The sequence below is a fragment of the Endozoicomonas acroporae genome (assembly GCF_002864045.1).
Taxonomy (GTDB): domain Bacteria; phylum Pseudomonadota; class Gammaproteobacteria; order Pseudomonadales; family Endozoicomonadaceae; genus Endozoicomonas; species Endozoicomonas acroporae.
In genome coordinates, this window is sequence record NZ_PJPV01000078.1 from 1 (window position 1) to 13,879 (window position 13,879).

A 13,879-nucleotide genomic window follows, 5' to 3' on the forward strand; every position below is an offset into this window, starting at 1 on the left:
AATCCCTTACCGACTATCGCCACCCATCGTTCTGGGATATCGTCGCCAACTGCCTGGGCATCTTTATGTACTGGCTATTCATTCCTGCGTTTAAAAGAACGCCTGTTTTAAGGGTTCGCTGGGCGTTTAAGGAAACACGCCCGGGAGATAACAACGGATAATTACATGTAACCGATCCGTTGTTATAGCCTTTCTGATAAGTAGTTAACCAAATGAAATCGTATTTTCTGACTAAGTGGGCAGTGACTCTGCGGCGTTACAACTACGGTCACATAGCTACGGCTATGCTCCCTACGTTGTGCCTTGCATAGTAACTGCCCACTTAGCCAGAAATATACGATTCCATTTGGCCAACTACTTATAGACCGGGGTAAAGGATATCCGTAGTCCCCTATTACCAGTCCTGCTGTAAATACCCATGCAACCTGCTTTTTGCCCGATCATGAAAGCAGAGAGAGGGTGGATTGGATAAGGTTGGCTGCTTATTGCGCTGTATGCCGATAAAAAGATCCTGCCCTTCCTTTATCATTTCGGAGAACTCGGCAGATGACTTCGCAGCAATGGCGTCAACATCCAGAATAATGGACGGAGGCTGACCATTTCTGAGCAGCTCACGATTGATCAGGTAAATAATGGTTCTGCCATTTCCGTCAAGAAAATAGTGCAAAAACATTAATCGCTTTGCCAGCCTGGCAGTGGATAAGCGAACGTCTTCCGGAGTCGGGGTGCTATCCAGCGCCTTTCGATGGTCAACCAACACGTTTATCAATACATTTTTCTTGCGAATATTACCTTTGTCAGGCTCATCACAATAGGCTCTGACCGTAACTTTACCCGGTTTCTCATCATTTGGCGCATGGTAGCCACAAATATGAAAAATTGCGTGATTGTCAGGAGAGAGTTTATCCATTCCCCGGTATTTTTGATCGCAGCTCTGCACGAATAACATCATTTCCAGGTAACCAGACTGCGTGAATTTTTCTTTCGGAATATCAAATACATGTGATACAGCAAAGTCATAAACTGGAGATATAGGTGCACCACACCAGGACTTGACATCTTTAGTCAGACGTTGATGAATCTGATTCAATATCAGCAGACTCACAGGTTCAAGATCGCCACGACGGGACTGCTCCAACAAACCGGCAAAGGCCTGACAAAGATTATGAACCGTATTGGCATCATAATTCTGGGCATCTACCCCCAGATAATAGTCTTCCTTCGAGCCAAACAGCATTGGAAAATAGCATGCTGGAAATCCCCGGGTAAGCCGATTTCTGTCCATTGCAACCTGTAATTCCGGAAGGGATTTTCTATGGCTGATGATTCCATCAACTATTGCGTCATAACATCCATCCGGATGTTTTTTATAAGCCTTAAGAAGATAATCAGCTGTCGTTTTCCCGGAACTGTCCAGTCCGGAAAAAGTGGCTCTTATCAGCTGGAAAAAAACAGTCTTCACCTCACTGTCTTTTAAGACATCACCTGCCAGCTGATAATCACTGTCTGTGGCAGATTCTCCTTTTGCCACAAGGGCATCGATCAAAATCCCTGACACAACAGGAAAAAATCTAATAAACCGGGGGGCAAAACTTTTATCACAGTCAGGATATGCTGGCCGCACAAATTGCCTGCAAAGCTCAATGTCCTGTTTCAGGAATGCCTGCAAAGCACACTGAACCCTGGTTTTCGCATCTATCTTTTGCGCAGAGACTGGTTGAGTAGCGGTAGCGATAGCTGAAAACCTCTCCGCCAAACGTTGCATCCTGCCATCTTCCTGCAAATTTGAGCCAGAATCAGCGCCTGAAAGGTCATCATGTTCACAGGGGGTAACATGGTAAGAGCCCATCCTGCCACCGGCACGTTCCTGTTGATAAGAATGGTAAGTTTGAACAATGCAAGAGTCAGGCAAGCCTGAAATTTTATTGCTATCCATAAAACACCAGCAGCTCTTTCTAGTGTTGATATTTAGAAACCCGGAAAGTTCAAACTAAACCAAAGATATTCAGGGGATAATGGACGAAGGCGTATCGGAGAAATTAACTTAAAAAAACACTGCCGGCATCGCCGGCAGACTTGGACAGGACGTGTTATACAACAGTCATCAGGCAGCTAAGGCACCCATGGCGTGCTGGCTGCGAAGCTCCTGAATACGGTGCATGTAGTTGTTGTATTCAGGTGATCCGTGATGTGCATAGTGCATGTTCTTGAACAGGCCGGTCAGCTTGATAAAGTAATCACGCACCTCTTCTTTATCGCTGAAGTTGTACTGCTGACGAATCAGGCTCACCACCAGATCAAAGTTTTCCTGCTGACGATGGATTGGACAGGAAGCGTCCACATCGTCAAAAGCATCCTGCTGCAGATACACCATGTCCAGCATGTAAGACTTCTGGAAAGTCACGTAATCTTCCAGGGTAATACCCTCTTCACCGGTAACCTGCATCATCTGATTGATGCTGTCACCACGCACCAGCAGTTCCTGCATCTCCTTAACGTTGCTGACCCACTCAGACGACAGATTGTTGGAGTACCAGCTTTCCAGCTGATCCAGGTAACGCGACCAGGAGATCAGAGGGTCGATCGCCGGGTAGAAGCGCTTGTAAGCACGATCATAAGACAGACCAAGAAATGTTTTTACTGTACTCAGGGTTGCCTGGGTCACCGGCTCTTCAAAGTTACCACCGGCAGGTGATACAGAGCCAATCATGGTCAGGGAGCCTTCGTCACCGTCTTCGTTGCAAACCACACCACAACGCTCGTAAACCCCCTTGATGGCAGAGTCCATATAGGCCGGGAAGCCTTCTTCACCGGGAATTTCTTCCAGACGGTTGGAAGTTTCACGCATTGCCTGGGCCCAGCGGGAAGTAGAGTCGGCCAGGGCCAGCACGTTGTAACCCATCTGGCGATAGTACTCACCCAGTGTCAGACCGGTATAGATAGAGGCTTCACGGGCGGCCACCGGCATGGACGACGTATTACAGATAATTACCGTACGGTCGATCAGGGCACCACCGGTCTTGGGGTCCTGCAGGTGCGGGAACTCTTCGATGGTTTCAACCACCTCACCGGCACGCTCACCGCAAGCAGTGACAATAACGATATCGGCGTCGCAATAACGGGAGAAACCATGCTGCAATACTGTCTTGCCGGAACCGAAAGGCCCGGGGATACAGCCGGTACCACCACGGGCAATCGGGAAGAAAGTATCAACGATGCGAGTGGTGGTGATCAGCGGCTGGTTCGGGTAAAGACGCTCGGTCTTGCCTTTTGCAGCCAGCGTTTCAGCGATTGACTTACGCACTGGCCAGCGCTGGTACATGGTCAGAGGAATTTCTTCACCCTTGTGGTTTTTCACCCGGGCCACGACGGTATCAACAGAGAAGTTACCTTCCTGAATCCAGACCACTTCCACTTCACCCACGGTATCAAACGGAATCATGATCTTGTGGGTAAAGCGACCTTCCGGAACGGTACCAAAGGTTTCACCGGCATGGAGTTTATCGCCGATTTTAGCTACGGCAGTGAATGCCCAGTTATGGGTACGATCCAGGGACTCAACCTGAACACCCCGCTGCAGGAAGCGACCATGCAGATTCGCCAGTCGCTCCAGCGGGTTCTGCAGACCGTCGTAGATCATGCTGAGAATACCAGGCCCCAGATCCACTGACAGCAGGTGCCCGGTCTGAATAATCAGGTCACCGACAGCAACACCACGGGTTTCCTCAAACACCTGAATATCCGCCGTGTTACCACGAACACGGAGAATCTCGGCCATCAGCTGCTCTTCCACCGCTTCATTGGCGCGACGGCTCGGCAGTACGTAGACCACCTCGTTCTTAACCAGCGGCTTTTTCGCACCATCTTTGCCACTGATGCTTTCGATGGTGATGATATCACCCATCACCGCTACCACCCGGGCAGAGGTCTGTTGCATCAGATCTGTTTTTGTCTGTTCAGTCATGTGTATAACCGTTGTCGTTTAATCCGGGGAACCCGGCAATTGGTGGGCAAATTCCCCTAATGCCTGCTGGGTCAGCTCATTAAACCGAACCACTGCCTGTTCACCATTGTAGGAGGTCCAGCGTGCCACCAGGTTCCAGCGCAGCAGATAGATCACCACGGCTTCAAAGTCGAAACGGTGTCTGGCACCCAGCTCGTTCAGCTTGTTCCACACCGCTTCCATCACTGTTTTTTCCAGCGTCAGGTAGTCTTTTTTACTCAGGCATTCAACCGCCACCGGAATCCAGGGGAATGCATGCTGCAAACCGAGGGTCGGATGATTCCAGTTGTGGCGGATGTAGGCGTAGCGACTACCGTAACTCCATTTCGCAGACGTCGGAGCCTGGATACCATTGGCCTTTCGTCGCAGGGCAGCAGCAATGGTTCGCATATCCAGACGCCAGTTCACCAGCTCTTTCAGATCAGGACTGTCCAGCTCCTGCAACAGGCGCTCTGCCAGGTTGATCAAATACGCTTCTTTGATCTCTTCACCCAGATGGCTCCAGTGCACCAGCTGTTCCACCTTCACCAGGGTTTCACGATCTGCCGTGGACAGCATGGCCAGACGACGGTCCAGCTGAATGCGGGAGATAGGCGTAATCTTGCTGTTAAACAGTGAGTCAATATGCGGCAGCGATGTCAGCAGGGTATAGTAGGCATTTTCAGCCATTGTATTCTCCTCGGAAGCAGCCCAGAAACAGGGTTCGATGATGGGGCCTCTGTCCGTTCACCCTGAGCGGAGTCGAAGGGTGCCTGGCACGATCTATCGCATGGGCCTGGTGTTCATGCCCTTCAACAGACTCAGGAAGATCAGGGTTCGAGGGCCCACAATCACGGAACTTATTCAGGAACTACTCCTTAACATGAGCGTGAGGCAGACATTGCTCTACCATCACGAACTGACACCGGCAATTATTTAATAATGCCTTCAAGCAGGGCACGGAAACGTGGCTGCAGATGCTTCAGCAGAACCGCAGCAACGGCTTCATCGGTCAGCTCTACCTGGATATCCTTGTCTTTCAGGCGAAACGCAATGCCACTCTGGCCAGCACCACCAACGGTGAACGTTACGCCATCCTGAAGCATCTCACTGGCCCGCTTCATGGCGAACTCCAGCAAACCACCGGCCTTGAGCAGCTCAGGTTTGTCACGCAGTTCATCCACACCAATGACTTTTCTGGGCAGGATCACTTCGATGTTGTTTTCGCCGCGCAGATTGTTCTGGCCAGCCACTTCCAGAATCATCCCTTCCAGCAGCTTGTCACCTTCCATGGAGTGGCTGACCACTGCACGGATCTGGTCAGAGAATTTTTCCAGCAGATAGTCTTTCAGCTCAAGGACGGCATTTCGCTCAGCCAGCTGCAGCGCTTCTTTGCCTGCCCTGGTAATAAAATCCGCTTCCTCACGGGCCTTGCCAACAATGGCACTGGCACGTTTTTCGGCATCCGCGATCAGCTCGGCGGCTTTGGCTTCAGCGTCAGAAATAATCTTGCCCGCTTCCTGGCGACCACTGTCGACGCCCTGGTTACGCAGCTTTTCGATCAGTTCCTGAACACCGACGGAAACGGTTTTCCCGGTTTGTTTTTCAGGAGTTGCAGTACTCATTATCTAATCCTGTATTTGCTTATGGGCCATTATTTTTTTGAACCACAAAGACACAAAGGCACAGAGAAATACTTTTTTGTCTTTGTGTCTTAGTGACTTTGTGGTTCCAACATTCACCCCATCATCAGGCGGCGATGCCCTGACCCATAACCAGTGCGAATACGAAAGCAAATACCGCAAAGCCTTCTACGATCGCCGCAGGTGCAATCGAAAGGCCAAACACTTCCGGCTTGTTCTTGGAAGCATTAATGGCCGCTGCAACCGCCTGCCCCTGATAGACGGCAGAGTACATCAGGGCAATACCGGTCAGCAGACCAATACCAAACAGACCGGGAGCGCTGGCCAGCGTGACGCCGATGCCACTCAGGGTAAACATGATGACAATGCCGTAGATAACCTGGGAAGATGGCATGGCCGAGAGACCGACAAACTTACCGTAGCCGCTCTCCACATCCAGCATCGCACCACAGGCAGACTGTCCGGCGACAGAACAGCCGATCGCAGAACCCACTGCACCCAGAGCAACCGGTGCGAAAACACCTACCCAACCCAGTGCGATAATCAGTGCATCCATTGTTAATCCTCTTTACTAAAAGTTGTTTGCTGGTTAAAGGTCGTTCTTTGGTTAAAGACTTTAAATGGGTAGCCTTCGTCAGACAGTCCCCAGTTGACAAATTCAATGACGTTGAGACGCATGCCGTGAACCACACCGCTCATAATGCACAGGGCAAAATTCAGCAGATGACCCAGCAGCAGAATGATCCCCGCAAACAGCACACCGGTGACGGGGCTGGAATTAAGAACGTCCATGGCCAGAGAGTTAAAGGTCATGGCCAGGGATGCACCGGACAGGCCGAGGGCAAACAGGCGCATGTAACTGAGTACATCACCAAAAGCACTGGTAATGTTGTAGACGGCTTTCAGGCCATCCAGCATTCTCAGAATAAGGTCCTTGAAGGATGTCACTTCACGGCTGCTGGAGAACAGGAATACCAGCAGGGCACCGGCAATCATCAGCCCCGGGCCAATGGTGGATTGAAACGCCGCTGGCAGCGTACCTGTCATCCCCAGCCACAGTGTCAGACCACCGCCCATCAACCCCGCCCAGCCCAATGGTGCCAGGGCGTAACTTGAGCCACGATTCACTATCGCCGTCATAACGTTGGCAACGATCAAGTGCGCAACACCGATCACCACCGACAGTTTCATCATGGCGTTGTAATCGTTCAGGTCGATAAAGGCCAGGCGGCCAAATAAGCTGCCACTGTCGGGTGCTGCACCGAAGTAACTGCCGATAAAGACACCCCAGACAATACCCACACCGGACATAAAGTACGCCAGATTCATCAGACGACGACCGGTTTCACTCTGCCGAAGCTTGCCTCTGAACAGGAAGATAATCAGTCCGAAAATCAGACAGTACATGGCATCGCTCATGATCATCGCAAAGAACAGCGAGAATGAGTAAAACACCACATTTCCCGGATCCCAGGCGCGGTAGTTGGGTGTCTGGAAGAAGCCAAGGGCATCCGCACCACCACCGGTTCCCGCCGGTTTGTCCAGTAACGTCGGAGGATTGTCGTCTGCCGTCGGATCTTCCAATATTGCCGCAACACCGCGAGCAGTCGTGAAGGCTTCAACATTGGCCTGCTCAGCCACCGGTACCCAGCCCTGCACCAGGAAGAAGCTGTCTTCATCCATAGTGCCACTGCTGGCCTGCTGCAGATCAGCGCTGTCCAGACGGGCAGCAAGCACCTGATCCAGAAGGTAGTGCCAGCGTGTCAGCGCTTCCCGCTCAGCCAGAAGATCCTCGATGGCATCCTCTGCTTCATCCAGCATCTCTTCCAGGCGGGAAAGCGGAATCTTACCCACATGAGAGCGATGCACAGGAAGCAGAAAGTCTTCGGGCTCTTTATCAGAAACAACGATAACGTAACTGTCTTTCTGGCTCTGATGAATCAGTTCCCAGGGCTGCTCGCACTGCTTAAGGGAATCCCTCAGCGTTGGCAGTTCACCATTGGGCAGAACATAGAACCAGAGCCGTTGACCATTCAGGTCAGACAGGGCAGGAAAAGCAAACTCGCCCCAGGGGCGCACTTCCCGAATCCGTTCCTGCAGCTTGTCGCGAATATCGGACTGCTCACGGAATTTGGACTTGTTGTCCAGAATCTTGTGAACAATATCGTCTACCCGGGCAGCATCCTTGTGTTCACGAAAATTGCGAATCTGCCGTCTCTGCTTTGGGCTGCGCTCCAGCCACGCTTTCGCTTCACTGGCTTCCGCCGGCTGCACCTGAACCTCAACCGGTTTATCAGTCAATGGAATCAGATGCAGACAGCCCAGGGATTGCAGCTCTTTCAGAATGCCGCTCTTCTCCTGACTGGGCCCGTAAAGGGTGATCTTTTTCAGTCGTTTAATAGCCATAATAAATGCTTTCGCAGGTTATACCACCCGGATATCAGCCCACCTGCGAATGACCTCCTTTGGCTTCCTGGGCCAGAACCTTGCCCTTGGAGAGCTTGGCGTTCATTACGCTGGCCCGGTCCTGGTCAGACATATAGATCTGGATTTTCTGTATGTTCTTTCTGGTCTGGGGAATCAGCACCTTGGAGAACAGGTTGACCCGCTGGGAGGTGGTACGTGTCGCCTTGTCCAGCTCCCTGTGGCGCAGCTGACGAACCTGGAGTTCTATTCTCAGGCGAATCATCTGCTGCAGGAGCTCAACCAGGTAATCAACCCAGTGGGGTTTGGCCAGATCACTGTAGGGTGTCAGCGCAATTTCAATGTGCTCGACCAGAGGAACCGATGTACCGACAATATTTTCCTGGGTCAGGCGCACATCCGTTACCTTCACCAGGTTATCCACCGGAACATCCTGCCTTGCCAGCATCGGCAGTTGCTGTCTGACCAGCTGCTCCACTTCCGCCAGATGTTCCCGTGTCTGTGCCAGCGCATCTTCGGCCTTTTTACGTTCCATCATCAGCTGCTGACGCTTGAGCTCAAGTGCCGGCAGATAACGGTTGTACGTCTTTAAACTGCGCTTCTCTTTGTTTAATGAGCTTTTGTTGAGAGCTACCTTGGCCATGATAATTACGCCTCAGCTGCAGCTTCAGAAGCTTCCTCAGCTCTCTGTGAATCACTCTCTGAAGAAAGCTGCTCCGGGTTGGGCCAGTATTTTTCCAGCAGACTCTGTTTCATCAGGGTCTCTTCCGGTCCAAAGCATTCAGCCATGGTCTCCCAGCACTTATCCAGCGCTTCTTCCAGGGACATGGCAGCGTCCAGAGACATAAAGCGTCTCTTGAACAGCTTGCCGAACTTGATGGTTTTCAAGTCATAGCTGGACAGTTCAAAGGCCATAGCCTGTTTCTGGGCGGCATTCACAGAGTCCGAGTAGAAGCGAATCATGGTGTTCATGATGGCGGGATGGTCTTCGCGGGTTTCTTTACCCTGAACCATCTGCTTCAAACGGGACAGGGAACCAAATGGATCCAGGTGCCCTTCATGCAGGTAGAACTGACCTTCGGTGATATAACCGGTGTTGTCCGGAACCGGGTGAGTCACGTCATTGCCCGGCATGGTGGTAACCGCCAGAATGGTGACAGAACCGGCACCTTTGTAGTCACAGGCTTTTTCGTAACGACGTGCTAGCTGGGAGTACAGATCCCCCATATAACCACGGTTGGCAGGGATCTTGTCCATGGCCACACCGATCTCTTTCATGGCGTCGGCGTAAGAGGTCATGTCGGTGAGCAGAACCAGTACCTTTTTGGACTCTTCGACGGCAAAGTGTTCCGCCACCGCCAGCGCCATATCCGGCGTCAGCAGACGTTCAACCGTCGGGTCAGACGCCAGGTTGGTGAACATAACGGTACGGGCAGAGACACCGGCTTCTTCAAAGGTAGTACGGAAGAAGTGGTAATCATCGAAGATCAGGCCCATGCCGCCAAACACGACAACATCCGCCTCTGCCTGAATGGCAATACGGGCCAGGAAGCGGTTGTAGGGTTCACCGGCGACAGAGAAGACAGGAATTTTCTGGGACTCAACCAGGGTGTTGAAGACATCGATCATGGGCACATTGGTACGTACCATGCGCGAAGCCAGTACACGACGAACCGGGTTTACCGAAGGTCCGTCGATCTCCACCCTGGGATCCTGTTCCAGGGCAGGACCACCGTCAATGGGCTCACCGGCACCGTTGAAGATCCGCCCAAGAATATTGGGGGAGTAGGTGGTCTTCATGGGCTGGCCCAGGAAGCAGACCGACGCACCGGTGGAGAGGCCCTTGGTGCCGGTAAAAACCTGGAGAGAAACCTCTTCATGGTCAATCTTGATGATCTGCGCCATGGAGTAAGTCTGTCCATCCTGCTCAATCAACGCCAGATCACCATAGTTGGCCTGGGCATTACCTTCAGCCAGGTTAGGAACGTGGACGCGAATGAGGTCACCAACGATGCTGAGAATATTGGTGTATCGCAATAGGCTCTGGGGCATTACTGCTCCTCTATACTGCTGGGAAAAAAGAGAATGGACATGGGCTCAGGAGATCATCAGTCATGCAGGTAACGCTGAGTAAGTGCGATACCCCTCATTGCACACAACATAAGCCAAATGTCGTATGTTTAAGCTAATAAACCCAAACACTGATCTGTACTGCTGGCTCTATCCAAGCCTCCTGTAAAACAACTTTTTCGTCTCATTAACACAGTTACCTCAGTACTTTCATCAGGAAAGCACTGAGGAACCATTTCGGGTAACGAATGGAAAACGCCAGATTAAACATCTAATCTAATAGAGTAGACAATTCCACGGGTTTCGCAGAGTTATACCTAAGCAGCAGGTCAGACTTATTGCTTCGTGCGATTCTCTCTAGTAGCTGTCCTGAAATAATTTCCACATTTCTGGGTTTCAAAACCACGTTCGTCCTGAGCCTGTCGAAGGGCGTGGACTCCGGCCTCATGTATTGTGCCAATCACCCTTCGACAAGCTCAGGATGAACGGAGATCGAGTTCAAAATGTGGAAATTATTTCGGGACAATTCCCTAAGGGCTAACGACTGTTACCCAATGTTTCCACCATCACAGCCTTGATGGTATGCATACGGTTTTCTGCCTGATCAAAGACAATGGAGGCATCAGACTCGAACACATCCTCAGTGACTTCCAGGCCGTTCATACCAAATTTGTCAGCGACTTCTTTGCCAATCACCGTGTCATCGTTGTGAAAGGCTGGCAGGCAGTGCAGGAAACGGACATTAGCATTGCCTGTTTTTTGCATCACTGTCTGATTCACCTGATAGGGTTTCATCAGCTTGACCCTTTCATCCCAGGCTTCCATCGGTTCACCCATGGAAACCCAGACGTCGGTGTACAGGAAATCACAACCCGCTACCGCTTCATCTACCGACTCACTGATGGTGATCTTTGCCCCGGTTTCCCGGGCAATTTCCCGACATTGCTCGATAAGCGCAGGGTCAGGGAAGAATTCTGCCGGGGCAGCAATTCTGAAATCCACCCCCATTTTCGCAGAACCCACCATCAGTGAATTGGCTACGTTGTTGCGTCCATCACCGAGATAGCAGAGTTTCATCTCACCCAGTGAACGACCATTGCCGTGTTCCTGCATGGTCAGAAAATCCGCCAGCACCTGGGTTGGATGCCAGTCATCGGTCAGACCGTTCCATACCGGCACCCCTGAATAAGCCGCCAGGTCTTCAACGTGCTGCTGCAGGTGGCCACGAAATTCAATGCCGTCATACATACGCCCCAGTACCCGGGCAGTATCTTTCACGGTCTCTTTGGCCCCCATCTGCGAGCCACCACCGATATAGGTGACATTGGCACCCTGATCAAAACAGGCCACCTCAAAGGCACATCGGGTTCGGGTCGAGGCCTTGGCAAAAATCAGGGCAATATTTCGCCCGGTTAAATGCTGCTCCTCAGTACCGGACCGCTTTGCCGCTTTCAGCTGGGCTGCACGCTCCAGCAAGTGGCTGATCTCCATTGGGGAGAAGTCCAGTAGCTTGAGAAAATGACGGTTCTGCAAATTCTTCTCGATATCAACAGTCACAACAGTCATATACAGTTTCCTGTGTCAGGTCATTTGTTGTTCTTTACTTACCCAATCCAGCGATCTTTAAGTAGAAAGTGACAATGTCATTACTGCCTACGGTCAGGATTCAGGGAGTCACATCATCCATAGACCGGTTATTTCTGTCCAGCTCCGAATCGAACTTCACTCGGGCATAGACTAGCGCCGGACGATACGGAAGACATTACGTAAAAATACGTTTCCAGACTTTATCCCGCTCCAGGAGGCTATTCAGCGAGACTTTTTTTGGTTTGGATCGGCGCATAAGAGATAATATTTGCCTTCAGGATTTGACAGCCGCTCATAAACACCTGACAGAAGTCACAGATATCATCAATGCTGGACGAACACTGGACAGACACCGACCTGTTTTTCATATTCACCAGGTAGAGTCTGTCGGTATCCAGGACCAGCACCAGAATCTCTTCTCGCAAAGTGGATACCTCTGGCTCAAGCTCAACAAGTATATAGTCCGTTTTGCTAGTTGCTCGCTGGTTATACATCTCTATCAAGACATCGGCTAAATCGTTCTGCAAATTGATCATTTGTCTATTCAGCTCAACATCTATCCCGGGCAGCCCGGGCATCTGCGTGGCAGGCATGTCAAAAATGAGATGTACCCCTCGCTCCTTGCGATAACCAAGCCTCAATATATGGTCAATCACATTTTTGACGGTCAGTTGAGAGTCGCGCAGATTGCCCTCAATCATGTTATTCAGCAGGGTAACCTTTTCAGCATCCTCTTTGCGGATACGCTGCAAGCCAAGACTCTGGGCGGCATAAAGCAGAATCCTCCTGTTATTTTTTGACGGATCCCCCAGTCCGAAATCCCTCGGCGGGTACTGCTGAACAAACGCCTTGACATCGATTTTATCCAGACCTTCGGCATCAGACTCTCCCTTTTTGGTCGGACGAACAAATATAGCCTGGGTTGCCTCACTGACCAGCATAAGAAACTGGAGGTATTTCACTAACTGGGTACCACTGGCAAAACTCCAATAAACCAGGCGCCCAAGGGCACGGCTCGGTACCGGCTCACCGATAGTAAATAGAAATATCAGACGAGGTTCAGTCGGGTGACGAAAAATTCGCACCACTGGTGAGACCGGTTCCGGGCAACCCGTTACCGGATTCTGCCGTGAGCAGGCGAAGGTAACAAAGAACCGGTGTTCCGGTGCCAGCTGATCAAGATGTTGCTGCATAGCGGTAAAGAACGCACGGGCACCACCGGACTTGTCAATATTCATCTGTTTGCCGCAAAGATGATCTTCTTTATCACACATTTGCTGCCATCTGGGCACCACACCGACATCCATCATCTGTCTAAGAAAGCTATACCCTCTTTGCATTGCCAGAGACTGCAGCTCGACTGGCATCCACAGTTGCCCCAAAAGCCGCTCAAATGTCTTGGTCATACTGACCATATTCAGCTTCAGTGAGGGGCGAACGATCGTTTGGGCAACTGTCGGCAGAGCAGGATGAAGATGAGGAGCCCCGGGCGGTACCAGCTCCTGAGCGACCAAATTTTGCTGTACGAAAATACCTGGCTGAGCAAGAGCTCTTTCGGCCTCCTCTACATCGACAACTTGCTGGTTGCGGGTCCCTGATAGCCCAGATGGTCCTGAAACTGCACCAATCGCTCCAGCCTGTTCACTGACTGCTTCACTATCGAAGGCCTGGATCGGTGCACAGCTACCAGCGGCCGACGCTGGCTCAAAAAGACTCCAGTCGTACTCCTTCACCTCTTCGGCAAAATCAGTATCCCTGGTAAACTCAACAGGTGTTTTTTTACAGACTGAACACTGAGCAACCTCCCGGGTCATCACGACAGTACAGCCATAGTGGTAGTTATGTTCGCAACAACGGGAAGCCATAAAGGGAGGACGCTCAATATACTCTGCACACAGACCACAAAACCGACGCTCGATAATCTCGTTAGTCAGCGGTTGCAACTCTCTGGCCAGGCTGCTTGCACCAAGGCCTGGGATATTTGATAACTGGGCACGGCTTGGATCCACAAAGACTCTCCTCAGTAAACTGTCATCAAGTCTAGCCCGGATATTTCATAAACTGCCCCGATTCTCGCACACGACCACATGGATGTAGGAGATAGGGCGACGCAGGATACTAAAGCCGAGGACTTTGTCGCTTGTCGCGCTAAGGGATTTTGTGAGGAAGCGCC

At 51.3% G+C, this 13,879-nt stretch carries 10 protein-coding genes; all 10 read right to left on the reverse strand.

What is annotated here, in order from left to right; genetic code table 11:
* Positions 1-394 precede the first annotated feature (394 nt).
* On the reverse strand, positions 395-1,936 hold the full coding sequence (locus tag CX664_RS13600; protein ID WP_101747253.1) for a hypothetical protein: 1,542 nt from the start codon (positions 1,934-1,936) through the stop codon (positions 395-397).
* A 168-nt stretch (positions 1,937-2,104) separates the two neighbouring features.
* Entirely contained in the window at positions 2,105-3,964 is a 1,860-nt protein-coding gene (locus CX664_RS13605) for a V-type ATP synthase subunit A (RefSeq protein WP_101747254.1), read from the reverse strand.
* Between the two features lie 18 nt (positions 3,965-3,982).
* A complete protein-coding gene (locus tag CX664_RS13610) occupies positions 3,983-4,672 on the reverse strand; it encodes a DUF2764 family protein (protein WP_101747255.1) in 690 nt (229 codons plus the stop codon).
* A 242-nt stretch (positions 4,673-4,914) separates the two neighbouring features.
* A complete protein-coding gene (locus CX664_RS13620) occupies positions 4,915-5,607 on the reverse strand; it encodes a hypothetical protein (protein ID WP_101747257.1) in 693 nt (230 codons plus the stop codon).
* A 124-nt stretch (positions 5,608-5,731) separates the two neighbouring features.
* A complete protein-coding gene (locus CX664_RS13625) occupies positions 5,732-6,181 on the reverse strand; it encodes an ATP synthase subunit C (protein ID WP_101747258.1) in 450 nt (149 codons plus the stop codon).
* A 2-nt stretch (positions 6,182-6,183) separates the two neighbouring features.
* Entirely contained in the window at positions 6,184-8,031 is a 1,848-nt protein-coding gene (locus CX664_RS13630; protein ID WP_101747259.1) for a V-type ATP synthase subunit I, read from the reverse strand.
* A gap of 34 nt (positions 8,032-8,065) precedes the next feature.
* On the reverse strand, positions 8,066-8,692 hold the full coding sequence (locus CX664_RS13635; RefSeq protein WP_101747260.1) for a V-type ATP synthase subunit D: 627 nt from the start codon (positions 8,690-8,692) through the stop codon (positions 8,066-8,068).
* Positions 8,693-8,697: 5 nt separating this feature from the next.
* Positions 8,698-10,101, reverse strand: a complete 1,404-nt coding sequence (locus tag CX664_RS13640; protein WP_101747261.1) for a V-type ATP synthase subunit B — start codon at positions 10,099-10,101, stop codon at positions 8,698-8,700.
* A gap of 555 nt (positions 10,102-10,656) precedes the next feature.
* Positions 10,657-11,685 carry an ornithine carbamoyltransferase gene (gene argF, locus CX664_RS13645; RefSeq protein ID WP_432386897.1) on the reverse strand — a complete coding sequence of 343 codons (1,029 nt, stop codon included), beginning with the start codon at positions 11,683-11,685 and terminating at the stop codon, positions 10,657-10,659.
* A gap of 239 nt (positions 11,686-11,924) precedes the next feature.
* Positions 11,925-13,715 carry a hypothetical protein gene (locus tag CX664_RS13650; RefSeq protein WP_101747262.1) on the reverse strand — a complete coding sequence of 597 codons (1,791 nt, stop codon included), beginning with the start codon at positions 13,713-13,715 and terminating at the stop codon, positions 11,925-11,927.
* Positions 13,716-13,879 lie beyond the last annotated feature (164 nt).

What these genes read in the sequence shown, in the direction of transcription:
- CX664_RS13600 (WP_101747253.1), bottom strand. Translation starts at nt 1,936, where the DNA reads ATGGATAGCAATAAAATTTCAGGCTTGCCTGACTCTTGCATTGTTCAA.
- CX664_RS13605 (WP_101747254.1), bottom strand. Translation starts at nt 3,964, where the DNA reads ATGACTGAACAGACAAAAACAGATCTGATGCAACAGACCTCTGCCCGG.
- CX664_RS13610 (WP_101747255.1), bottom strand. Translation starts at nt 4,672, where the DNA reads ATGGCTGAAAATGCCTACTATACCCTGCTGACATCGCTGCCGCATATT.
- CX664_RS13620 (WP_101747257.1), bottom strand. Translation starts at nt 5,607, where the DNA reads ATGAGTACTGCAACTCCTGAAAAACAAACCGGGAAAACCGTTTCCGTC.
- CX664_RS13625 (WP_101747258.1), bottom strand. Translation starts at nt 6,181, where the DNA reads ATGGATGCACTGATTATCGCACTGGGTTGGGTAGGTGTTTTCGCACCG.
- CX664_RS13630 (WP_101747259.1), bottom strand. Translation starts at nt 8,031, where the DNA reads ATGGCTATTAAACGACTGAAAAAGATCACCCTTTACGGGCCCAGTCAG.
- CX664_RS13635 (WP_101747260.1), bottom strand. Translation starts at nt 8,692, where the DNA reads ATGGCCAAGGTAGCTCTCAACAAAAGCTCATTAAACAAAGAGAAGCGC.
- CX664_RS13640 (WP_101747261.1), bottom strand. Translation starts at nt 10,101, where the DNA reads ATGCCCCAGAGCCTATTGCGATACACCAATATTCTCAGCATCGTTGGT.
- argF (WP_432386897.1), bottom strand. Translation starts at nt 11,685, where the DNA reads ATGACTGTTGTGACTGTTGATATCGAGAAGAATTTGCAGAACCGTCAT.